This is a genomic window from Thalassospira povalilytica, from assembly GCF_002844235.1.
In the GTDB taxonomy this organism is placed as follows: Bacteria; Pseudomonadota; Alphaproteobacteria; order Rhodospirillales; family Thalassospiraceae; genus Thalassospira; species Thalassospira povalilytica.
This window is the reverse complement of the sequence record NZ_PGTS01000003.1, coordinates 19,577-43,257: the sequence shown is the minus strand read 5'-3', so window position 1 is coordinate 43,257 and position 23,681 is coordinate 19,577. Positions and strand designations below refer to the sequence as shown.

Below are 23,681 nucleotides of genomic sequence, written 5' to 3'. Positions count from 1 at the left end.
AACCCCGGATCAGGCTGCAAACTTTCCTGTTAAAGTCCGTTTCGCGAAAATCAGATCGCAATGCACGTAATGTTGCCCCGTTTAAGTCGGGCGGGGCTAGGGTGCTATGTGCTCAAGCACGCCAATGATCTGATCGATATAAAACGAAAAGATCGAAAACGTAATCACACCCAATGCGGTCGTTACCAGCACAATCGATGAGCTGCGGACGATATATCGGTCATAGGTCGTCGCCACGACAAAAACATTGCCCGCAGTCGGTAACGCGGCCAGCAGAAATACAGCCTTTGCTTCAAGTGCACTAACGGTCCCCACCAGATAAAAGCCGACAAAAACGATCATTGGATGGACCACCAGTTTGGCGATCGACATGGCCGCAAGCTCGGCACGTTTTTCGGCAATCGGCCGACCGACAAGGGCAACGCCAATTGCAAACAGGGCGGCCGGCCCTGCACTTCGCCCAAGCAATTCAAGCAGATAGTCAATACCATCGGGCCAGCGAATATCCATCAGGCTGGCAAACACGCCAGCCATGATCGCCAGGACAACCGGGTTGGTCAGCGTCCCGCGAATGATCTTGCCAACCGATTTGCTGCCATTGGCATGTTTGGCCCCTTCCAGTAGCAAAAGGGATAGCGACAACATCACGATCAAATCAAAGGCCAGGGCGACGATCAGCGGAACAGTGGCCTCGGGCCCCAATAACCCGATAATAAGCGGCAATCCCATAAAGCCGACATTGGACATCGTTCCGGCAAAGGCAAACAGGGTTTGGCTGGTCGGGTCGAGATCAAAGATTTTGGCCGCCATCAGACGGATAAGCCCATAAACCACAAGTGTCCCGCCGCCATAAGCCAGTAGAATGTCTGGTTGCCAGATTTCTGCCGGCGTGCGGGTTGCAAGCGCGCGGAACAAAAGGGCAGGCAGGGCAAAATAAAAGACAAACCCGTTAATGCCGCGCATGCCTTCAGGCGTGACAATTTTGAACTTGCCGCCAATCCAGCCCAGACCGATCAGGGCAAAGAACGGCAAAATGATAGACGTGATTTGTGACATATGATCAGTCAGATAGCTGAAATCAGGACGCTTGCTGAGTGGATAAACAAACAAGCCTGCGCACAATGGCGGGTCAGAGCCGCAAAAAGCAAGGGGAAAGGGGCGAATTGGCCCTTGAAAAAGGCAATCCCGGAGTCTATAACCACCCGTCCCCAAAACAGGTGGTGAGGCTGGAAGGTCTGTAATGGTCCTTCAGGGCATGCCCAGCCGCCGAAGGGGATTTCGTTTTCATTGCTTATGCAAGGATAGAAAAATGCCCAAGATGAAGACCAAATCGAGTGCGAAAAAACGCTTTCGCCTGACTGCAAGCGGGAAGGTTCGTCACAACGTGGCAAACAAGCGCCACCTTCTGACTGCAAAACCGACCAAGATGAAGCGCCAGGCTCGTGGCACGGAGATCCTCTGTGACGCAGATGCCCGCATCGTCAAAAAATTCCTGCCGTACGGTTAAGGTTGAAGGAGAGTTAAATGGCTCGTGTAAAAGGGGGCGTGTCTTCACACGCTCGTCACCGCAAGGTTATTAAGGCTGCCAAGGGTTACCGCGGTCGCCGCAACAATACTTTCCGCACCGCCGTTCAGGCTGTGGAAAAAGGTCTGCAGTATGCATACCGCGATCGTCGCGTTAAGAAACGCCAGTTCCGTTCGCTCTGGATCCAGCGTATCAACGCTGGCGCACGTGAGAACGGCCTGAGCTACTCGCAGTTCATGAACGGCCTGAAGAAGGCTGGTGTTGAACTGGACCGCAAGGTGCTCGCCGACATCGCAGTGCGTGAACCGGAAGCTTTCAAAGCTCTGGTCACCCAGGCGCAGGCTGCACTCGGCTAATAAACCTTTGTCAAAAGGTTTAATCGGCACTTGCCTGATTTGATCGGGGGCGGCCATATTGGCCGTCCCCTTTCTTTTTCTTTATGTACTTTTTTAAACCCAAGCCAAAGCGTCGGAAGTTATGGAAAACATCGAAGCATTGCGCGAAGAGGTTCTGGCGGAAGTCGAAAAGGCAGTTGATCTTGCTGCTCTTGAAGAAGTCCGCATCAGCGCCCTTGGCAAGAAAGGCCGCATTACCGGCCTGATGAAAAACCTTGGCAAGATGGACCCGGATCAGCGTCGTGAATTTGGTCAGACGCTGAACCTTGTCAAAGACCAGGTAGCAGGCGCAATCGACACCCGCAAAACCGCCCTTGAAGATGCAGCCCTTGAGGCGCGTCTTGCCGGCGAACGGATCGACGTCACCCTGTCGTCACGCCCGGATGAAACCGCAGGCCGCATTCACCCGATCAGCCAGACGATTGATGAAATTGTCTCGATCTTTGGCGAGATGGGCTTTGCCCTGGCCGAGGGGCCGGACGTCGAAGATGACTTCCATAACTTTACCGCATTGAACATTCCGCCGGAACATCCGGCGCGTGAAATGCAGGACACCTTCTATCTGCCTGAACAGGAAGATGGATCGCGCCTTGTGCTGCGGACCCATACATCACCGGTTCAGATCAGAACCATGCAGAGCAAAACCCCGCCGATCCGCATCATTGCGCCGGGTCGTACCTATCGTTCCGATAGCGATATGACCCATACGCCGATGTTCCATCAGGTCGAAGGTCTGGTCATCGACAAGAAAACCCATATGGGTCATCTGAAGGGCTGCCTGCTTGAGTTCGTCAAAACCTATTTCGAACTTGATGATGTGCCGGTCCGTTACCGTCCGAGCTTCTTCCCGTTCACCGAACCGAGTGCCGAAATGGATATCGGTTGTTCGCGCAAAGGCGGCGAGCTGAAAATCGGTGAAGGCGATGACTGGCTGGAAATTCTCGGCTGTGGCATGGTTCACCCGCGTGTTCTCGCAGCTTGTGGTCTTGACCCGAATGAATATCAGGGCTTTGCCTTTGGCATGGGGATCGAACGTATCGCCATGCTGAAATACGGCATTCCCGATCTTCGCACCTTCTTCGATACCGATCTGCGCTGGCTGAAGCATTATGGTTTCGTGCCGCTGGATGTACCGAACATGGTAAGGGGCTGAGATTATGAAATTCACACTGAATTGGCTGAAACAGCACCTTGATACCGATGCATCGATCGAGGTGGTTGCCGAAAAACTGACCGATATCGGTCTGGAAATTGAAAGCGTCACCGACCGCGCAGCAGCCCTTGCTGACATCCGTGTCGCCTATATCGAAGAAGCAGGTCAGCATCCCGATGCCGACCGTTTGAAACTGTGCCGGGTCAATACCGGTGACAAGATGATCCAGGTCGTCTGTGGTGCGCCGAATGCCCGAACGGGCCTCAAGGTTGCACTGGCACAGCCCGGCGCGATCATTCCGATCGACGGTTCCAAGCTGAAACCGGGCAAAATCCGTGGTGTCGAAAGCCAGGGCATGATGTGCTCCACCCGCGAACTGTGCCTGGGCGAAGATCATGACGGTATCATCGAACTTCCCGAAGACGCCGAAATCGGTGCACCGGTTGCGGCTGTTCTGGGAGCGGATGATCCGATCATTGAAATCGGTCTTACCCCGAACCGCCCCGATTGTACGGGTGTGCGTGGTATTGCACGTGATCTGGCGGCTGCCGGTATCGGCACCCTTAAGGCGGATCCGCGTCAGGAAGCGGTTGCCGGTTCGTTTGATAGCCCGATTGGCGTGACCATTTCTGGCGAGATCGCAGCAAACAACGCGGTCCCGGCATTTTATGGGCGTTATATCCGTGGCGTGAAAAATGGTGAAAGCCCGGACTGGCTCAAAGCCCGTCTTGAGGCCATCGGTCTGCGCCCGATTTCGGCACTGGTCGACATCACCAACCTTGTGACCCACGATCTTGGCCGTCCGTTGCACGTCTTTGATGCCGACAAACTGTCGGGCGATATCAATGTCCGCTATGCGACCAATGGCGAAAAGATTGCTGCCCTTGATAACAAGGAATACGAGCTGTCTGACTCCATGGTTGTCATTGCCGATCAGGCAAAGGCACTGGGCATTGGTGGCATCATCGGTGGCGAAGAAACCGGCTGCCTTGATGAAACCGTCAATGTGTTAGTCGAATGCGCTCTGTTTGATCCGATCAGCATCGCCAAGACCGGCCGTAAGCTTCAGATCAATTCTGATGCCCGCTATCGGTTCGAGCGCGGCGTTGATCCGCAGTCGATCGGTTGGGGTATGGAAGTGGCCACCCACCTGATCACTGAAATCTGTGGTGGTGAAGTTTCCCACGTTGTTAAGGCGGGCGAAGTTCCCAATCCGCGCAATGCCTTTGATCTGCGCATTGACCGGATTCTTGAACTTGGCGGTGTTGCGGTTGAGGCCGACCGTGCAATTGAAATCCTGACCGCACTTGGCTTTGAAGTCAGCGGATCGGCCCCGGTTATTACCGCAGTCGCCCCGACCTGGCGTCCGGACATCATTGGTGAAGCCGATCTGGTCGAGGAAGTCCTGCGTATCGTCGGCTATGACAAGATCCCGACTGTTGCGCTGGAACGTGAAACCAGCCTTCCGGTTCCGGCCCTGTCGCCGATGCAAAAGCGTGTCGGTCTGACCCGTCGTGTTCTGGCATCGCGTGGTCTTTATGAAACCGTGACCTGGTCCTTTACCGATTCGCGCTGGGCAAAGCTGTTTGGCGAACTCAAAGAAGGTCTGTATCTGGCAAACCCGATCAGCTCCGATTTGGATGTCATGCGTCCGAACGCATTGATCAACATGATCGCCGCAGCAGGACGCAACCAGGCGCGCGGCTTTGCCGATCTGTCGCTGTTTGAAGTTGGTCCGGAATTCTTTGGCGATCAGCCCGGTGATCAGCGTCTGGTCGCAGCGGGTCTTCGTGCCGGTTCAACAACCCCGCGCAGCTGGACCGGTTCGCGTCGTGATGTCGATGTCTTTGATGTCAAAGCCGATGTCGAAGCACTGGTGGATGCCCTTGGTACCAATGCGGCCAACCTTCAGGTAAATACCGAAGGCGCACCGGCATGGTATCACCCGGGTCGATCGGCTGCCTTGCAGTTGGGGCCGAAAAACGTGCTTGGTTATTTCGGCGAACTGCACCCCAAAGTGCTCAAAGCACTTGGTGTCAAAGGCCGCGTCGTGGCGTTTGAGCTGTTTGTTGAAAACATTCCGATGCCCAAGAAAAAAGGCACCGCACGCCCGGCACTGAACGCATCGAGCTTCCAGTCGGTCGAGCGTGACTTTGCCTTCCTGCTTGACGACGACGTCAAAGCCGAAGCCATCGTAAAGGCCGCACGCAGTGCCGACCGTGCATTGATCACGGATGTGACGATCTTTGACCTTTATGCAGGCAAGGGCATTGAAGACGGCAAGAAGTCACTTGCCTTCTCGATCACCCTGCAGCCGACCAAGGCAACCCTGACCGAAGAAGAAATTGAAGCGGTCAGTAAAAAGGTTGTCGAAGCCGTTCAAAAGGCAACCGGTGGATCGCTGCGCGCTTAAGTGCCGTAAACCATGTAAAATCAAAACGGGCCGCGCATTGGAAAATGGGCGGCCCGTTTTCTTTTGGAAATTCCGACGGTGTGATAAACGCCGACCGGACAATATTTACCGACCCGGCCGTTTGCGCAGGATGGCATATTCTTCCTCGTCCAGATCAAGCGCAATCAAATCGGGACCGTTGGTATAGACATGCCATTCCATATCGGTGTCGTCGCATTCGATCGTCAACTGATCCATCATGGTGTTCCAGGCGCACCGTTCGCGATCATCGTCGGCTTCAAGGCGGCCTTCGCCATTGTCATAAAGATGCATGACCAAAAGCTGTTCATCTTCATCAATTGAGTAGACGGCATATGTTTCGTTTGCAAAACGGTAATTGATTTCCCGGCCGTCCAATCGTCTCCAGCCGCGGGGCAACGGTTCGCCCGGTTCATGTTCGGCAAAGAAATAGGCCAGTTTTTGCATGTGGCTGTTATTCATGGTGCGCATGTCCGAGCCACAGGCGCTTATGGTCAATGTACCGAGCATCACAAACAGGATGCCAAAACGGGGGCGGGACAGGGCCGAAAATCTGAACATGCGTCACTCCATTGCCACAACAGGGCAGCTTTTTCCTGGCAGCCCCGATACCCTGATATCAAAGCAATATGCTTGCCATCCGGTGTGACGTTCTGGCGATGCGACGTATTTCTGGAGTCTTCGGGATGCCCCGGCGGGGCAATTTCCCGATCAGTCCGGCCGGTTGACCCGTAATGTAAAGATGATGGTCGTGCCCGGGTCGCTGACCGGACGGCTGGTATCAAGCCAGATACGACCGCCATGCTGTTCCACGATTTTCCGGCATAATGACAAACCAAGTCCCGTACCGGAAAATTCATCCTTGTGAAGGCGCTGGAACAGCCGGAAGATGCGCTGTGCATGTTCGGGATGAATGCCAATCCCGTTATCGCGGATCGAGAACCGCCAGAAATCACCCATTACCGGGTCCGGTTCGACGGTGATTTCGATATGGGGCGGCACGCCCTGACGGCGGTATTTGATGGCGTTCGACAACAAATTCTGGAACAGCCGCGACAATGCGATCCGGTCGCCCTTGATGATCGGCAAATCGTCATGGGTAATGGTGGCATGTTCCTGACTGATCACGGCTTTCAAATCGGCCTGTGCTTCGTTCAGAACAAGATTGCAGTCGATTTCGGTGAAATCTTCGCTGGTGCCGGTTTTGGCATATTCAAGCAGATGACTGATCAGCTTGTGCATCCGTTTGGCACCATCAACGGCATAATCGATATATTCGTCGGCTTCCTGATCAAGGGTTCCGCCATAACGACGTTTAAGCAACTGGGTATAGCTTGCCACCATGCGCAATGGCTGTTGCAGGTCATGGGATGCAACATAGGCAAACTGTTCAAGATCTTCGTTGCTGCGCTTGAGCTGATCAAGGGTATCTCGCAACTTGTTGGCGTTTTCGACAAATTCGGTCACGTCGCGCGCACTGGCAAAGATCATGCCGTCAATCGGCCGCGTACCGCGCCAGGCCAGCCAACGCACCTGGTTGTGATGGTCACGCACGCGCAGTATCGAATTGCCGTCCCCGATCATATGTGCCGGGCCGCGGTCACGAAACGCGGTCATGGCAGATTGCTGATCATCCGGCTCAAAGATCTTGAAGAAATGTTTGCCGATCACTTCGTGCAATTGCAATCCGACAAGCTCTTCGAGTGCCGGACTAAAGCCGCGTAAAATCCCGTCCTGATCAATTGCGATGGATGGTTCGGGCGTGTGACGCAAATAGGTTTCAAACGGATGGCAAAGTTCCTGATGGCTTGCCGTTTCAAGCAGCAAAACCGAAATGGTTTCGTGATCATCTTCCTGAACGCGTTGCGCCATCAGATAGAAACGCTGCAACTGGCTCCCCGAAACCCGCAGATCGACCATCGCGCCAATCCGCTCGTCGGGCCATTTGTTCTGAATAAGGGGGCCCTGCAATTTGGCCCTTGATGCCGGCGACAGCCGATCAAGGAAATCGGTCATGAACGGGCCAACTGTTTCGTCGGTGGGGCCAAGGATTTCCGGCCAGTTCAATTGCGTGGAAAGCCTGCCATCATTGCTTTCGACCGGCCAGCTGATGACAGCGCATCCGCATTCCGAAAGCGTGTTTTCGGTTTCGCTGAAATGCTCCGTCAGGTTGATCGCCCGCAGATGCTGGCGTTTAAGGCGCTGCCAAAGCCAGATCGACAATCCGCACATGATCACCAGCGCCATGACAAACATCAGGGCATGCAGGATGATGGCTTCGCGCCAGCTTTCCATCAGGATGCTGCGCGGCGTATAGGCCACCACAATGCGGTCAAGTTCGGGCAATTTGCTGTATGCCAGAACCATGACCTGCTGACCATGCACGCAAATCAGTGAATCACGATCATTGTTCTGATGGCTGATATAGTCCGCCAGATCACCGATCAGATGCGGCGGGATAAACCCCTTGATCTGATTAAGGTCCTGATCAAGAACCCCGACGGTGATGGTGGAATTGTCATTAACGATCTGTTGCAGATCGACATCGTCATGTTGCAACAACATCGACCCCAGCCGGTAGGCCGTTGCTTCAAGCTGGGCACTGGCATGTTCAACCGCACTGTCATAAAGCGTCTTCTGAATAAAGAAGAACGAAAACAGCAAGACAAACACACCCGTAAGGGTCAGGGCCGCCAGCCTTTTGCGCAATTTCACCAGGCTGCGCCGTGACAGGGACGGCTCGATCGACGTCATGAACATGTTCTTCGCGTATCCCCGGCTGTCCCTGTCAGGAAGGTTGTTGTTTTTACTCTTTAAAACCTATGTTCTTTTCATGCGGTTGAAAAGATGACAAACAGATGAATTCATAGGTACTGCAAAAGAAAAAGCCTTCAACTGTGCCTGTTTGCGTGATCGGGTGATGCTTTGGCACCCGGTTGCGGCGTTCTGTTGATATGGGGTGCGTGTCTGGCATGTGAATTCGTTGGGCTGCAAACACAACACAACGCTTCTAATTGCGGGCAAAAACCCCTATAAACCCGCTGGTGATTGATCCGGAAAATTGAAAATGCGGTTTTCTGACGGATACGACGATCACGCAAGGCGGGTTTTCCTGTTTATGCCAGTCCGGTAACCGGATGTGATCCTACCTTTGAGTCGCCGCCACACAGGCGTGCAGACCGGGATGGATCGCAATGGGAAAGCTTGTTGATTGCGTGGATCGTAACCGCCCGGTTCGGGGGATCACACCAAATCGAAACATATGTGCCACGCGGCGAAATGCCAGCCAATTTTAGTGCCAGAAGCAGCCAAAATGACTGACCTTAAGAACATTCGTAACTTTTCGATCATTGCGCATATCGACCACGGCAAATCGACCCTGGCCGATCGTCTGATCCAGTTGACCGGTGGCCTGACCGAACGTGAAATGGCCGATCAGGTTCTCGATTCGATGGATATCGAACGTGAACGCGGCATCACGATCAAATCACAGGCCGTGCGTTTGAAATACACCGCCAAGGATGGGCAGGAATATACGCTCAACCTGATGGATACGCCGGGCCACGTGGACTTTGCCTATGAAGTATCGCGGTCGCTTGCGGCGTGTGAAGGATCGCTTCTGGTGGTGGATGCCGCCCAGGGTGTCGAAGCACAGACCCTTGCCAACGTTTATCAGGCAATTGAAAACAACCACGAAATCGTTCCGGTATTGAACAAGGTCGATCTTCCGGCTGCCGAACCCGACCGCGTAAAGGAACAGATCGAAGAAGTCATCGGCATTGACGCATCCGAAGCCGTGATGATTTCGGCCAAGACCGGCATGGGTGTTCCCGACGTGCTTGAAGCACTGGTGCATCGTCTTCCGGCACCGACCGGTGATGCGGATGCCCCGCTTGAAGTCCTTCTGGTGGACAGCTGGTATGACACCTATCTTGGTGTGATGATTCTGGTGCGCGTGAAGGAAGGGACGCTCAAAAAAGGGCAGAAAGTTCGCTTCATGAACGCCAAGGTCACCCATCAGATCGAACGTGTCGGCGTCTTTACGCCAAAACCGCTCGCCCTTGATGAACTGGGCCCGGGTGAAGTCGGCTTTATCAATTGCGGCATGAAAACCGTGGCAGAATGCGAAGTCGGTGACACCATTACCGAAGAAAAGCGCCCCTGTGCCAAGCCGCTGGCCGGTTTCAAACCGTCCATTCCGGTCGTGTTCTGTGGTATCTTCCCGGTCGATACCAGCGAATATGAAGTGCTGCGTGATGCGCTTGAAAAGCTGCATCTCAATGACGCATCCTTCCAGTTCGAACCGGAAAACTCGACCGCACTTGGTCTTGGTTTCCGCTGTGGCTTCCTGGGTCTGCTTCATCTCGAAATCATCCAGGAACGTCTGGAACGCGAGTTCGAGCTTGATCTGATCACGACCGCCCCGTCGGTGTCCTACAAGATCACCATGAGCAAGGGCGAAGAAATCCTGCTTCATAACCCGGCAGATTTCCCGGACGTCACCAAGATCAAGGCGATTGAAGAACCGTGGATCAAGGCATCGATCATGGTGCCCGATGATTATCTTGGCGGCATCCTGACCCTGTGTACCGAACGCCGTGGTGTGCAGCTTGACCTGACCTATGTCGGGAACCGTGCGATGGTGGTCTACAAGCTGCCGCTTAACGAAGTGGTGTTTGACTTTTATGACCGCCTGAAATCGATCTCGCGCGGCTATGCAAGCTTCGACTACGAGATCGCCGGCTATGACGAAAGCGATCTGGTCAAGGTTTCCATCCTTGTGAACGAAGAACCGGTCGATGCGCTGGCATTGATGGTGCACCGTTCGGCTGCTGAATATCGTGGTCGCGAGATTTGTAAACGTCTCAAGGACCTTATTCCGCGCCAGATGTTCCGCATCGCCATTCAGGCCGCCATCGGCGGCAAGGTGATTGCCCGTGAAACCGTATCAGCCCTGCGTAAGGACGTGACGGCAAAATGTTACGGCGGTGACGTTTCGCGTAAACGTAAACTTCTGGAAAAACAGAAGGCCGGTAAGAAAAAGATGCGTCAGTTCGGCAAGGTCGAAATTCCGCAATCGGCCTTTATCAATGCGCTCAAGATGGGCGACGATAAATAAGCTGAAATTACGATATCGAAACAAAGGCTGTATCCCGTTATGGGTGCAGCCTTTTTTCTTTGCTGTTTCCATCAATGCCAAAGCTGCGTTATGGATGAAGCAAGATCATCAAACACCGTTGCCAAGGAACCGTCCATGGATCTCGACCTTCTCGCCCGTCAGGAAGAAAAGCTGGTCTTTGATCGCTTTGACGAGGATACGGCATGGACCATCGGCTCAAAACTGGTTGCGGTCGCGCGCGCCCAGAATGCGCCTGTGGTGGTTGATATCCGAACCCCTGACCGCACACTGTTTCATGTATCCTTGCCCGGTGCCAAACCGGCCAATGACGCCTGGGCGCGTCGCAAAAGCAACCTGACCTTGCGCGAACATGAAAGTTCAATGCGTTTTGGCATGGCGCTTAAGGCCAAGGGCAAGACGCTGGCCGATCACGGGATTGATTTTGCCGATTTCGCCGATCATGGCGGCAGTTTCCCGATCCGGGTTGCCGGTGTCGGGGTCATTGGTGCGATTACGGTATCTGGACTGGCATCGCACGAAGATCACGGCATGATTGTTGATGTTCTGGCGGCCTATCTGAAAATAGATCCCGGTCTCTGACCCGGGGGGCAGGCCCGTTCTGCCAAGAACAAGCTGTCAGCTTTCTGCTTCTGATTCTGCTCCCGTTGTAGCCGGGCGTGCTTCTGCCCATTTCAAAAGTGCATCCAGTGCCGGGCACAATGATTGTCCCCAGTCGGTCATGCTGTATTCCACCTTGGGCGGGACTTGCGGGTACACCTTGCGCTTTATGATGCCGTCGGCTTCAAGTTGTCGTAACTGCTGGGCCAGCATTTTTTGTGAAATCGCCGGAATAAGACGTTCAAGGTCGGAATAACGCTGCGTCTTGCCACCGAACAGGTGAAACAGGATCACCAGTTTCCATCGACCTTCGAGCATCCGCAGAATGGCCTCGACATCAGATGCCGCACTATCGGGTGTGTATTGTTTCCCCATTTCCTACCTTATGCTCACTAACTTACTTTTAAGTGCGTACTTCACAAAAAGTAAGTTAAGGCAAAATATCGCGGTCTGACAATCATCCAATCAGGAGTCCAGACCATGAAACCGATCCTTCCATCACCGATCGATCGATATTTTTCCGGAAAGCATGACGGGTCCATTGATCTGCGGGCGTTTTCCAGTGACGCGGTCGTTCATGACGAAAGCAACACACATCGTGGCCATGCGGAAATCAACGCATGGCAGGCCGCAGCACGACAAAAATACGACTTCCACGCCGAACCCCAAGAACTGACCAATGATGCAGGCGACGTCATTGTGCGCGCCAAGGTGTCGGGAAACTTTCCCGGCAGTCCAGTGATGCTTGATTACCGCTTCACGCTTTGTGACGGGCTTATTCACCGTCTTTCAATTTCATAGTCACACCTGCCAACAGTTTTAACGAGTTGATGAAAGCGATGAACATGACCATGCATCAAGCGGGTTTCGACCAAGAATTCGCCGGCAAAACAGTTGTGCTGACCGGCGGAACCCAAGGGGCAGGCAAGGCCATTTACGACCGGCTTAAAACTGCGGGTGCCGACATTTTGACTGCGGGTCGGTCGTCAAAGCCCGATGATCTGGAACACGGGCCATATATACAGGCCGACCTGACCGATCCGGCCGATGTCAAAAGGTTTGGTGAGGCCGCATTATCGCACTTTGGGCATGTGGATATTCTTATTCATGTTGTTGGGGGCTCAACCGCGCCGTCGGGCGGATTTGCGGTCATTGATGATGATATCTGGATGCAGGAATTAAACCTGAACCTGCTTTCTGCTGTCAGGCTGGATCGCATCATATTGCCCGCGATGATCAGGAACGGGCAGGGTGTTGTTTTGCATACGTCATCTATTCAACGCCAACTGCCACTTCATGACGCAACCACGGCTTATGCCGCGGCCAAGGCGGCTTTGACGACATACAGCAAATCCTTGTCAAAGGAAGTTGGTCCCAAAGGCATCCGCGTCAACAGCATCGCCCCGGGCTGGATATATACCGATGCGGCCAAGGCGATGGTATCGCGCATCGCAAAGGGCGGAAACATGACCGAAGATGCCGCCAGGCAATCTATTCTTGATGCTTTGGGTGGTATTTCGCTGGGGCGGCCGGCTGTTCCGGATGAAATTGCCGAACTGGTGGCATTTCTGGTGTCACAACGCGCATCGGCCATTCATGGTGCGGAATATACGATCGATTGCGGCACGATCCCGACCGTTTGAATTGAATATCAGTCGATATGTTCGATATCGGGATCAATTCCGGCAAAGCTTTCAAGGGCGTTACGCATCCACAAATGTTTGCGGGCCTTGAACGGGCGCGGGTCGTCAAAGCTGCCAAGCCGGATGTCGATGGTGCTGTCATTGGCGCCATTCCGCCAGGTGATGCTTGATCCGCATTTCGGGCAAAATCCGCGAAACTTGCCAGGCGAGCTTTCATAATCGGTGGGCTTGCCATCCCACGTCACAGAACCGGTCGCAAAGGTGACAAAGGTCGAAACCCCCGATCCGCTGTCTTTCCGGCACATGTCGCAATGGCAATGATTGCCGCCAACCGGATCACCAGAAGCAACAAAGCGCACCGCGCCACACAGACATCCACCGGAATGGGTTGGATTATACGTGGTCATGGTGCGCTTTCCTGAAATGGTGGTTTTGGACCGGCTTCGATTATTCGTTGGGAACACCCGTGGTGGTCGAATATTCGAAGTGGAATTCCTTGTCCGGGAACAGATAGGAACGCGCCGCGTGGATTGCGCTGGCACCTTCGGCAAAGCCCGAAAGGATCAGTTTCAGTTTATGTTCATAGGTCGCGATATCACCGATCGCGAAAATGCCCGGAACCGATGTCTGCATCGTACCCTGGGTTACGCCGATATGGCTTTTATCAAGGTTAAGGCCCCAGTCGGCAATCGGACCAAGTTCCATGGCAAGGCCAAAGAACGGCAGAAGGTGATCGGCTTCCAGTTCGCGCTCTTCGCCCTTAAGCGTCGCGACAACCACATGTGACAGATTGCCGTTTTCACCCTTAAGGCCCTTAAGCTGATAGGGGATGACCATTTCGATCTTGCCGGCTTCTGCCAGTGCCTGAAGCTTTGCGCTGCTGTCGGGCGCGGCGCGGAATTTCGGGCGACGGTGGACAACCATCACCTTTTCGGCGACATCATGAAGCGACAATGCCCAGTCAACGGCCGAATCACCGCCACCGGCAATCACAACCTTCTTGCCGGCGAAATCGGCACGACGTTTGACGTAATACTGAACGCCACCGGAACCCTCGTAATCTTCAAGGCCATCCATCGGCGGCTTGTTCGGGCCAAAGGCACCGCAACCAGCGGCAATCACGACCGCACCGGCGTCAATCACCGTGCCGGTATTGGTTTCAAGCGTGAAACGGCCATCGTCGCGTTTTTCAAGTTTGATGACCTGCTGGCCCAGGTGATAGGTCGGCTCGAACGGCTCGGCCTGTTTGGCCAGCTGATCAATAAGGTCCTGACCGGCAATCTGCGGATGGGCCGGGATGTCGAAAATCGGCTTTTCCGGGTAAAGGGCGCTGCACTGGCCGCCAACCATTTCAAGCGCATCAATCACATGGGATTTAAGCCCCAGCATACCGGCTTCGAAAACCGCAAAAAGCCCGACCGGGCCTGCGCCAATAATGGCAATATCTGTGCTGTTTGATGCGTCTGACATACTTATTCCATCCAACTAAAATCAAGTTTGGGCCAGGTCGCGACCTTTGCCCGACGATCTGCGGGAAAACTGTTAGCTGCGAAATAGCATCTGGGGGCATTTATCGCAACGTAAACCGGGCAAATTTGCCATGTGCGGCCTGTTTTGCTGTGCATGCAATCGGGATTTTGTAAAATCATTGCGAAGGGACGGTCAGTCACCCTACAACAGAACAAACAGATCCCATTCAATGAACGGATATCATGAGCAAGACAGTCACTGTCAGTGATCAAACCGGGACCGAAGCCTTTGCCACGCGCCTTGCCGCCATCGCCAAGCCGGGTGATGTGATTTTGATGCATGGCACATTGGGCATGGGCAAAAGTGCGTTTTGCCGGGCCTTCATCCGGGCCGTTGCCGATAATCCGCATGAAGAAGTCCCAAGCCCGACCTTCACGCTGGTTCAGATTTACGAACTTGATCGTCTGCCGGTCTGGCATTTTGATCTCTATCGCCTGTCTGACCCCGAAGAAATCCACGAACTCGATATCGAGGACGCCTTTGCCGATGCCGTCAGCCTGATTGAATGGCCCGACCGGCTGGAATATCTGACCCCGGAAAACCGTCTTGATATTCATATCGAACCCGGATCAACCCCCGATGGGCGGGTGTTCATCCTTGAACCAAGCGGGGATGACTGGGTGAAGCGCATTGATCAGCTGGCAGGGGACGGGGTATGAGCCGCGCGACCCCCGATCAGGAACGCCGCAATTTCGAACGCCAGGATTTTCTGGTGTCGTGTGGCTGGCAAAATGCACAGGTTTCCCCGCTGGTCGATGATGCATCAGCGCGCAAATATTTCCGGCTTGAACGTCGTCATGACACGGCCCTTTTGATGGATTTCCCGCCCAGTGCGATCCATGTCGATCCGCATGGCATTTACGATGATCCCGAACGCCCGGCATCGGTTGCCCCGGTTCTGCATACGACGCCGCTGTTTGAACGTGCCGGTTGGCGGGTGCCGCACATCCAGGCGTCCGATGAAAAACGCGGTCTTGTCCTGATCGAGGATTTTGGCGATATCACCTTTACCCGCGCGCTTCAGGCCGGGGCCATGATGGATGGGACAGGCAAGGACGGGCTTTATCTTCGTGCGGTCGAACAACTGATCATTCTGCATCGCTTCTGCGATGGTGGTGGCATGCAAGACAGTGGCCTTGTCCAGTATGGCCCGGATAACTTCCGCAAGATGCTGGCCAGTTTCAAGAATGACTATCTGCCACTGATCATTGACGACGAAGCCAGGCGCGCCGACGCAATTGCCGCATTTGACCGGTTACTGGATGATGTATTGCCGATGTGCTGGCAGGCGGGTGAAGTGATTATTCATCGTGATTATCATGTCGATAACCTGATGCTGGTCGAAAATGGCGATGGCGGCGATGATTGCGGCATCATTGATTTTCAGGATGCCGCGATTGCCACGCGCCCCTATGATCTGGCGTCGCTTATGCGCGATGTGCGCCATGATATCGGCCCTGATCTTGAAAACCGGATGAAGCAGTTTTATCTGGCGGCCTTTCCGAATGTTGATCATTCCGATTTCGAAACGTCATATGTGGCGACATCGATGGTTCGTAATTTCCGTATTCTTGGTCGGTTTGGCTGGCTTGCGGTCAAGGCCGGGAAAACGCGATATTTTGACTATATCCCGCGCTGTTGGGATCTGATCCTGCGCGGGGCGGGTGACCATTTGCCAGCCCTTGCAGACTGGGTCCAAACCCATATCCCCGAACCGGCACGTAAGGCACCCGATCTTGCGACAAATTTGGCCACCACCCCGACCCGAAAGGCGCATCCATGACCAGCAACAATCATCGCGCACAGGCAATGGTACTGGCCGCCGGTCTTGGCAAACGGATGCGCCCGATCACCGATACCATGCCCAAACCGCTGGTGCCGGTGGCAGGCAAGCCGATGCTTGATCATGTGCTTGATAAGCTGGCAGCGGCCGGGTTTGATCAGGCGGTGGTCAATTGCCACTACCTTGGCCAGATGATTGCCGATCATGTTGCGGCACGGGCGGCACCGATGGTCGTGACCTCGCCGGAAGTTGACCTTCTGGAAACCGGGGGCGGGGTGAAAAAGGCCCTGCCGTTGCTGGACCGTGAGGCGATCCTGATTGCCAATGCCGATGTCTTCTGGACCGAGGGACGGGAAGCCTTGTTTGATCGCCTGATCAGTGCCTTTGATCCTGATCATATGGATGCGCTTTTGGCGATCTATCCGGTGGCGGATGGATATGGCTATGATGGCGCCGGTGATTTCTTCTGGCAGGTTGATGGGCGGTTAAAACGTCGCGGCGACGCGGCAAGCGCGCCTTATTTCTTTACCGGGGTTCAGGTCCTGTCCCCGCGGCTGTTTGAAAACACCCCGGACGGGGCCTTTTCGCTGAACGTCGTTTATGACAAGGCGCTGGCAGAAGGGCGGTGTTACGGGCTTGTCCATGATGGCGGGCATTTTCATATCGGAACCCCCGAAGCCCTTTCGGACTCCGAACCGGTCATTGCCCGGGCGCTTGAAATCGAACGCGACAAACAAGCCGCAGCCGGGGGCAAGTAATGGCGGACCTATTTGATTACATGGACGCACCCGAATATCCCGATGATGGCGGCGCGGACCCGTTTGGCGGTGAAGAAGCGCTTGCGCAAAACCTGTTCTTTATCCCGCCGGGCGAAGCTTTTGCCGATCTGATCGCCAGGCAACTGATCGCAGAAACCGCTGATCAGCCAGTCGCCTTGCCCGATTATGTTTTGATGGTGCCCAATCGCCGGTCGGCCAAGGTGATGCGCGATGCTTTTCTGCGCCAATCGAATGGCGCGGTCACCCTGCTTCCGACCATCCGGCCACTGGGCGAGGCCGACGAAGACGAACTGGCGATCTATGGTGCCGGCGGGGAACAGGCGGCCCTTGATCTTCCGCCAGCCATTCCGGACCTGCAACGAAAACTGCTTTTGACCCGGTTGATCATGAACCGGCCCGATCACCGCGGTGAAAAACCGACCGCCGATCAGGCCGCCCGTCTTGCCGGGGAACTGGCCCGTTTCCTGGATCAGGTACAGACCGAAAACTGCGCCTTTGATGATCTTGAAGGCTTGGTGCCCGAAGAATTTGCCGAGCATTGGCAACTGACGCTTGAATTCCTGCAAATCCTGACCCTGCATTGGCCGGGTATTCTGGCCTCCCAGGATGTCAGTGACCGGGCGATGCGCCGCAATGCCCTGATCAAGGCGCAGATTGATCTTTGGGATGCCAATCCGCCACAAAACCCGGTTTTGATTGTTGGGTCGACCGGGCCGTTTCCGGCATTGCGTGATCTGATGCGTGCAGTTCTTGGGATACCCAAGGGGCGCGTGGTTCTGCCCGGTCTGATGAAGGGGCTTAATCACGAAGACTGGGCCGCGATCAATGAGGACGCCACCCATCCCCAGCATTTGCTGGGCAAGACATTGCGCCATATCGGACGTCATGCCGACAGTGTGCTGCCATGGCCCGCACTAGGCGAAGAGTCGGATGCCACCATCGAACGCCGTCGTCTGGCCCGCGAAGCCCTGCGTCCGGCCAAAACCACCCATCACTGGCGGCATATCACGGGCTTTGCGCCTGATGTGCTTGATGGGGTGTTGCGTGTTGACTGTTCGGGTGCTCGGGAAGAGGCAACGACAATCGCATTGATGATGCGCGAGGCCCTTGAACATCCCGGCAAGACCTGTGCGCTGGTGACCCCCGATCGTGGCTTGGCACGCCGTGTTGCAACCGAGCTTCGCCGGTGGGAAGTTGAAATTGATGATTCGGCGGGTATTCCGCTTCATGACACGGCGCCTGCCATTTACCTGCGCCTTGTCGTGCGTGCGGTTCAGGAAGAATTCGCACCGGTTCCGTTGCTGGAGCTTCTCAAACATCCCTTGTCGGCTGCCGGTTTGTCGCCGGAAACATTCCGTGTTCTGACCCGACTTCTGGAAAAGGAAGTGTTGCGCGGGGCGCGTCCGGGCCCCGGACTGGATGGTTTGCAAACCGCCCTTGATGGTTGGCGTGACGAGGCTATCGAACGCCTGACGGCAAGCGGATCGGACAGTGCCCCGGCCCGGTTTGAACGGATACGCGATGATCATGATCGGCTGTCTGATCTGGTCGCGCGTTGTGCGGCCTGTCTTGAAAGTCTGTCGGATCTGAATGCGGAAAAGGCCCTGTCGCCGGTTCATGCCCTGCGTTGTCATATCACCGCAGCCGAGGCATTGGCCGCAAGCGATACCCAATCGGGTGCAGACCGACTTTGGCGCGGCGAAGCGGGCGAGGCATTGGCCGATTTCGTGCATGAATTGCTGAATGCCCTGGGCGAGTTTGTGCCAATGCCGGGCAATCGTTATGGCGCGTTTCTCGATGCATTGATGGCTGATCGTGCGGTGCGCCCGCGCTATGGCAAACATCCGCGTTTGTTTATCTGGGGTACGGTCGAAGCCCAGATGCAACAGGCCGATCTGACCATTCTGGGGGGCCTGAACGAAGGCGTCTGGCCGCCAGAAGCCGGGGCCGACCCGTGGATGAGCCGCCCGATGCGTCGTAATTTCGGTCTTCCGGCCCCCGAACATCGGGTCGGGCAATCGGCCCATGATTTTCAGCAACTGTTTTGTTCGCCAGATGTGGTGATGACCCGCGCATTGCGTATCGAAGGCACGCCGACAGTACCGTCGCGGTGGTTGTTACGGATTGAAAACATTCTGCGGAAATCGGGTGTTTCGATGGAAAAATCCGATGCGGCCGACTGGCGTGCCTTGGCCGAAACCCTTGACGAGCCGACTGACGAAATGCGGATCAGGATCGGGCGTCCGGCCCCAAGACCACCGGTATCGGCCCGTCCGCAACGTTTGTCGGTAACCCAGATCGAAACATGGATGCGCGATCCTTATGCGATCTATGCCCGCCATATTCTGGGTTTGCGCAAACTTGACGGGGTTGATGAAGATCCCGGCGCGGCGGATTACGGCAATCTGATCCATGATGCCCTTGATCAATTCATTGCCCGCCATCCCGATCATTTGCCACCCGACGGCGAACAGGAATTGCTGATTATCGGGCACGAAGTCTTCCGGCCGCTGGCAGCACGCCCGGGGCTTTGGGCATTCTGGTGGCCGCGCTTTGAACGCATTGCCAAATGGTTCATCCAGACCGAAGCCACAAGGCGTGATGCGGTGCGCCGGTCCTATACCGAACAGGCCGGAACCCTCGATACCAGCAGCGGTTTTCAGGTCTATGCCCGGGCCGATCGTATTGATCAGCTTCGTGATGGTGGCATTGCGATCATTGACTATAAGACCGGTGCTCCGCCCAGTCAGGGGGACGTTGCCAACGGCTTTGCTCCACAATTGCCGCTTGAAGCCGCGATTGCCGAAAAGGGCGGATTTGGCGATGTGCCCGCCGGGCCACCGGCCAGCATGGCATTCTGGAAGCTATCGGGCGGTGATCCGGCCGGTGAAATTGTCGAGATTAATACCGCCCGCATGAAAACCACGCCCGCCGCCCTGGCGCACGAGGCCGTGGAAGGTGTGAATGGTCTGGCCGCAGCCTTCGCTGATCCCGACACGCCGTATCTGAGTGTCCCGCACCCGGATCACGCGCCGAAATATTCCGATTATGTGCATCTGTCGCGCCTGCGTGAATGGATGGGCAGTGAGGATATCGACGCCCATGCGGACGGTGCGGAAAATGGTGATGTTAGCGCTAAGATCGTTGCAAATCCTGATGCGGGAAAAGGGGAAAAGTCATGACCGAAATGCGCGGTACGGATCCCAATGTCCTGCAACGCAATGCGTCCGATCCAACTGCATCGGTGTGGGTGTCGGCATCGGCGGGGGCAGGCAAGACCAAGGTGTTGTCTGACCGGGTATTGCGGTTGATGCTGTCGGGCACCGAACCCCATCGCATTCTGTGTTTGACCTTTACCAAGGCAGCCGCCGCCGAGATGGCCAACCGTGTCAATGAACGGCTGGGCCGCTGGGCGACGATGGAAGACCGCGCATTGCATGATGATCTGGCCAATCTGGCCGGATCGGCGCCCAGTGCCGATGAAACCATCCGTGCGCGTCAGCTCTTTGCCCGTGTTCTTGATGCGCCGGGCGGGATGAAAATCCAGACCATCCACGCATTCTGCCAGTCACTGCTGCGTCGTTTCCCGCTTGAAGCGGGCCTTGCCCCGCATTTCGAAATCATGGATGACCGCACAGCCGCCGAAACCATGGCCGATGTGCAGGAAGAAGTTCTGGCCTTTGCCCGTACGGGGCGCGACGAAGATCTGGCCAAGGCACTTTCGGTTGTCACCGGACAGGTCCGCGAAGGCGCATTTGGCGAAGTCATGGGCGAACTGGCCCGCGAACGTGGCCGTCTTAAACGGATGCTGGCCAATCTGGGTGGGGCCAATCGCATGCGCGAAGCGGTCTATAAGGCGCTTGGCGTGCCGGTCGGTGTTAACGAGGAAGCCATTCTTGCCAAGGCGCTATCCGATGATGCCTTTGACCGTGACGGATTGATGCGCGGTCTTGCCGCCCTTGAAGCCGGAACCAAAACCGATAAGGCCCGTGTGCCGGCACTGGCGCAATTTTTGGAAAAGACCACGGTCGAAGACCGCTTGGCGGTGTTTAATGATTATCGCAGCGTGTTCTTTACGACCGCGGGTGAACCGCGCGCCAAACTGATCACCAAGGGGGCGGCGGAAAACCACCCGATGGGGGCCGATGCCCTTGAACAGGAATGTGCGCGTCTGATCGAAATTGACCGTCAGCGCAAGGCGGCTTCCATGGCCGGGGCGACATCGGCGCTAATTACCATCGGTAATGCGATGCTTGATCGCTATGCCACCAAAAAGGCGCTGCATGCGCGGCTTGATTACGATGACCTGATCCTGACCAGCTTGCAGCTTTTGCAACGTCAGGCCGGGATTGCCGGGTGGGTGTTGTTCAAACTCGACGAAGGCCTTGACCACGTCCTGATTGACGAGGCGCAGGATACCAACCCCGAACAGTGGGAAGTGGTGCGCATCCTGGCCGAGGAGTTCTTTATCGATGCCGGTCGGCATGCCGATAAGCCACGCACGATCTTTGCCGTCGGGGATGCGAAACAATCGATTTACAGCTTCCAGCGTGCCGATCCGGAAAAATTCGCCGAAATGCGCCGTTATTTCCGCGAACGGGCAAATGAAATTGCTGCCGAGTGGCGCGAAGTGCCGATGAACATTTCCTTCCGCTCTACCGATGCGGTGTTGGGCACGGTGGATCGTGTCTTTGCCGGACCGGTGGCCAAGCAAGGGGTCGGGGATGATGGTGCGGATGTCGCCCATAGCCCGTTTCGCGTCGGGCAGGCAGGCCGCATTGAACTTTGGCCTGCGGTCGAGCCACAGGAACGTGCCCCCGAAGACCCGTGGACGCCACCGACCCGGATTGTGCGCCTTGAAGACCCGGAAATCAGGTTGGCCCGCGTCATTGCCGGGCGCATTCGCCATGCAATCGATGCAAAGGAAATCCTGACATCCCGCGGCCGTCCGGTGCGCGCCGGTGATTTCATGATCCTGGTGCGCCGTCGTACCGCGTTCGTTGACGAGGTCGTCAAGGCGCTGAAAGAACGCAATGTTCCGGTCGCCGGTGTTGACCGTATGCAGATCACCGATCAGCTTGCAGTGATGGATCTTGTGGCATTCGGGCGGTTCCTGTTGATGCCCGAAGATGACCTGACACTGGCCGAGGTGCTTAAAAGCCCGTTGATCGGCTTGAACGATGACCAGTTGTTTGAAGTTGCCCATAACCGCCCAAGAACGCTTTGGCATGCCTTGCGTGAAAAGGCCGGGGCGGTGGATGACGGATCGATCTTTGCCCGTGCCTATGCGTTTTTGTTCAAATGGCTGGGCCGGGTTGATTACGAACGCCCGTTTGAACTTTATGCCGAATTGCTGGGCGGGCGCGGTGACGATGCGCGCGGTGTTCGGGCTCGTCTGGTCGGGCGTCTCGGGATCGAGGCCAATGATCCGATTGACGAATTCCTGAACCTTGCCATGGGTTATGAGGCCGATCACGCCCCGACCTTGCAGGGTTTCCTGCACTGGCTGATGGCCGGGGATGCCGAAATCAAGCGTGACCTTGAACAAAGCGGCCGCGATGAAGTTCGCATCATGACCGTACACGGGGCCAAGGGCCTTCAGGCACCGATCGTGTTTTTGCCCGATACCATGCAAGTACCGACACAGGCCCCCAACCTGTTCTGGCAGGAAGACAAAAACCTGATGTTCTGGTTGCCGCGCGTGGCACTGGAAACCGATGTGGTGTCGCGTCTGCGCGATGCCATCGCCGTTAAGCGCGATCAGGAATATAACCGCCTGCTGTATGTTGCCCTGACCCGTGCCGAAGACAGGCTTTACATTTGCGGCTGGCAGGGGCGGCGCAAGGCAGCTGAACATTGCTGGTACAATCTGTGCCAACAGGCGATGGAAGGCTATGCCAAACCGGCCCAGATTGATCTTGGTGCCTATTCCGGTTCCGGCTGGTCGGGCGAAGGATGGATTTGGGAAACCGATCAGTCCGAAGAACCCAAACCCGACCGGGTTGAAACCGGTACGGCAACCCGACAAACTGCCGCGCGCAGCCTTATTCGGGCGGTCGCACCACAAGAATCCTTCCCGCCCAAACCATTGGCCCCCAGTCGTCCGCTCGAAGAAGAACCGGCCGTTCAATCGCCCTTGGGCGGGGATCAGGGGCAAAGCTTCAAACGCGGCATTTTGATTCACAAGCTTCTGGAACTGTTGCCTGATCTGCCCGCAGATATGCGTCGCGGGGCGGCGGAACGCTTCCTGGCACAGCCTGTTCACGCGCTTGAACCGGATCAGCAGGCCGAAATTGCGAATGAAACCATCGCCATTTTCAATAATCCCGATTTTGCCCCGGTCTTTGCGCCGGGATCACGGGCCGAGGTGCCGTTGGTCGGTATTGTTGGCGGTGATGTGGTGTCGGCCCAGATTGACCGTCTGGTCGTGCGCGATGACGATGTCATGATCGTTGATTACAAGACCAACCGCCCGCCGCCACGTGATGTGGAAGGCACGCCAAAGGCATACCGTCGACAGATGTCGATTTACCGGGCGGCCCTTGCTCAAATGTATCCGGGCAAAAAGGTCCGTTGTTTCATTTTGTGGACCAACGGGCCATGGATGGTGGAGCTTCCCGACCATATTCTGACATTTGGCTGATCGAGATAAAAAGGGCCTTGGCCGACTCTGCAAAACACGGGGTCTGGCGTGGGTGACATGGC

At 55.7% G+C, this 23,681-nt stretch carries 19 protein-coding genes; 13 read left to right on the top strand and 6 right to left on the bottom strand.

Features of this window, described 5'->3' with window-relative positions:
• Positions 1–96: 96 nt before the first annotated feature.
• Positions 97–1,056, bottom strand: coding sequence for an AEC family transporter (locus CU041_RS08625; RefSeq protein ID WP_170310182.1), 960 nt, complete (start codon positions 1,054–1,056; stop codon positions 97–99).
• A gap of 253 nt (positions 1,057–1,309) precedes the next feature.
• Between CU041_RS08625 and rpmI the strand changes: the two genes are divergently transcribed.
• From rpmI to pheT, 4 genes are all read left to right on the top strand, one after another.
• Positions 1,310–1,507 carry a 50S ribosomal protein L35 gene (rpmI, locus tag CU041_RS08620; RefSeq protein WP_044829755.1) on the top strand — a complete coding sequence of 66 codons (198 nt, stop codon included), beginning with the start codon at positions 1,310–1,312 and terminating at the stop codon, positions 1,505–1,507.
• Between the two features lie 17 nt (positions 1,508–1,524).
• Positions 1,525–1,881, top strand: coding sequence for a 50S ribosomal protein L20 (gene rplT / locus CU041_RS08615; RefSeq protein ID WP_101246511.1), 357 nt, complete (start codon positions 1,525–1,527; stop codon positions 1,879–1,881).
• Between the two features lie 121 nt (positions 1,882–2,002).
• Positions 2,003–3,073, top strand: coding sequence for a phenylalanine--tRNA ligase subunit alpha (pheS, locus tag CU041_RS08610; protein WP_101246510.1), 1,071 nt, complete (start codon positions 2,003–2,005; stop codon positions 3,071–3,073).
• 4 nt (positions 3,074–3,077) lie between these two features.
• Positions 3,078–5,486, top strand: a complete 2,409-nt coding sequence (gene pheT / locus CU041_RS08605; RefSeq protein ID WP_101246509.1) for a phenylalanine--tRNA ligase subunit beta — start codon at positions 3,078–3,080, stop codon at positions 5,484–5,486.
• Positions 5,487–5,591: 105 nt separating this feature from the next.
• Here the strand turns inward: pheT and CU041_RS08600 are convergent, their stop codons facing one another.
• Positions 5,592–6,065 carry a hypothetical protein gene (locus CU041_RS08600; protein WP_101246508.1) on the bottom strand — a complete coding sequence of 158 codons (474 nt, stop codon included), beginning with the start codon at positions 6,063–6,065 and terminating at the stop codon, positions 5,592–5,594.
• 150 nt (positions 6,066–6,215) lie between these two features.
• Positions 6,216–8,258: a sensor histidine kinase gene (locus CU041_RS08595; RefSeq protein ID WP_228194758.1), complete on the bottom strand. Its 2,043-nt coding sequence runs from the start codon at positions 8,256–8,258 to the stop codon at positions 6,216–6,218.
• A 559-nt stretch (positions 8,259–8,817) separates the two neighbouring features.
• Here CU041_RS08595 and lepA point away from each other — a divergent pair.
• The gene (lepA, locus tag CU041_RS08590) at positions 8,818–10,623 is read left to right on the top strand and encodes a translation elongation factor 4 (RefSeq protein WP_101246506.1); all 1,806 of its coding nucleotides are present in this window, start codon (positions 8,818–8,820) and stop codon (positions 10,621–10,623) included.
• 135 nt (positions 10,624–10,758) lie between these two features.
• Positions 10,759–11,223 (top strand): heme-degrading domain-containing protein, encoded by a 465-nt coding sequence (locus CU041_RS08585; protein ID WP_101246998.1) that lies wholly within the window; start codon positions 10,759–10,761, stop codon positions 11,221–11,223.
• A gap of 36 nt (positions 11,224–11,259) precedes the next feature.
• On the opposite strand, the gene CU041_RS08580 is transcribed toward CU041_RS08585, so the two are convergent.
• Positions 11,260–11,616: a winged helix-turn-helix transcriptional regulator gene (locus CU041_RS08580; RefSeq protein ID WP_101246505.1), complete on the bottom strand. Its 357-nt coding sequence runs from the start codon at positions 11,614–11,616 to the stop codon at positions 11,260–11,262.
• A 105-nt stretch (positions 11,617–11,721) separates the two neighbouring features.
• Between CU041_RS08580 and CU041_RS08575 the strand changes: the two genes are divergently transcribed.
• Both CU041_RS08575 and CU041_RS08570 read left to right on the top strand, forming a co-directional pair.
• Positions 11,722–12,042 carry a nuclear transport factor 2 family protein gene (locus tag CU041_RS08575; protein ID WP_170310181.1) on the top strand — a complete coding sequence of 107 codons (321 nt, stop codon included), beginning with the start codon at positions 11,722–11,724 and terminating at the stop codon, positions 12,040–12,042.
• A gap of 44 nt (positions 12,043–12,086) precedes the next feature.
• Positions 12,087–12,884, top strand: a complete 798-nt coding sequence (locus tag CU041_RS08570) for an SDR family oxidoreductase (RefSeq protein ID WP_101246996.1) — start codon at positions 12,087–12,089, stop codon at positions 12,882–12,884.
• Positions 12,885–12,892: 8 nt separating this feature from the next.
• Here CU041_RS08570 and CU041_RS08565 read toward each other — a convergent pair whose 3' ends face one another.
• Together CU041_RS08565 and CU041_RS08560 are read right to left on the bottom strand one after the other, a co-directional pair.
• Positions 12,893–13,291: a GFA family protein gene (locus tag CU041_RS08565; RefSeq protein WP_101246504.1), complete on the bottom strand. Its 399-nt coding sequence runs from the start codon at positions 13,289–13,291 to the stop codon at positions 12,893–12,895.
• A 40-nt stretch (positions 13,292–13,331) separates the two neighbouring features.
• Positions 13,332–14,354 carry an NAD(P)/FAD-dependent oxidoreductase gene (locus CU041_RS08560; protein ID WP_170310180.1) on the bottom strand — a complete coding sequence of 341 codons (1,023 nt, stop codon included), beginning with the start codon at positions 14,352–14,354 and terminating at the stop codon, positions 13,332–13,334.
• Between the two features lie 242 nt (positions 14,355–14,596).
• On the opposite strand from CU041_RS08560, the gene tsaE reads away from it, so the two are divergent.
• From tsaE to addA, 5 genes are read left to right on the top strand one after another with little or no spacing between them, the layout of a single operon-like run.
• Positions 14,597–15,073 (top strand): tRNA (adenosine(37)-N6)-threonylcarbamoyltransferase complex ATPase subunit type 1 TsaE, encoded by a 477-nt coding sequence (tsaE, locus tag CU041_RS08555; RefSeq protein WP_101246503.1) that lies wholly within the window; start codon positions 14,597–14,599, stop codon positions 15,071–15,073.
• Positions 15,070–16,197, top strand: coding sequence for an aminoglycoside phosphotransferase family protein (locus CU041_RS08550; RefSeq protein WP_101246502.1), 1,128 nt, complete (start codon positions 15,070–15,072; stop codon positions 16,195–16,197). Before tsaE ends, CU041_RS08550 begins: the two co-directional genes overlap by 4 nt.
• Entirely contained in the window at positions 16,194–16,955 is a 762-nt protein-coding gene (locus CU041_RS08545) for a nucleotidyltransferase family protein (protein ID WP_101246501.1), read from the top strand. Before CU041_RS08550 ends, CU041_RS08545 begins: the two co-directional genes overlap by 4 nt.
• Complete coding sequence (addB, locus tag CU041_RS08540; protein ID WP_233433052.1) at positions 16,955–20,158, top strand: double-strand break repair protein AddB; 3,204 nt, start codon at positions 16,955–16,957, stop codon at positions 20,156–20,158. The genes CU041_RS08545 and addB overlap by 1 nt, the downstream gene beginning before the upstream one ends.
• The gene (gene addA, locus CU041_RS08535; protein ID WP_101246500.1) at positions 20,155–23,619 is read left to right on the top strand and encodes a double-strand break repair helicase AddA; all 3,465 of its coding nucleotides are present in this window, start codon (positions 20,155–20,157) and stop codon (positions 23,617–23,619) included. The genes addB and addA overlap by 4 nt, the downstream gene beginning before the upstream one ends.
• Positions 23,620–23,681: the final 62 nt, after the last annotated feature.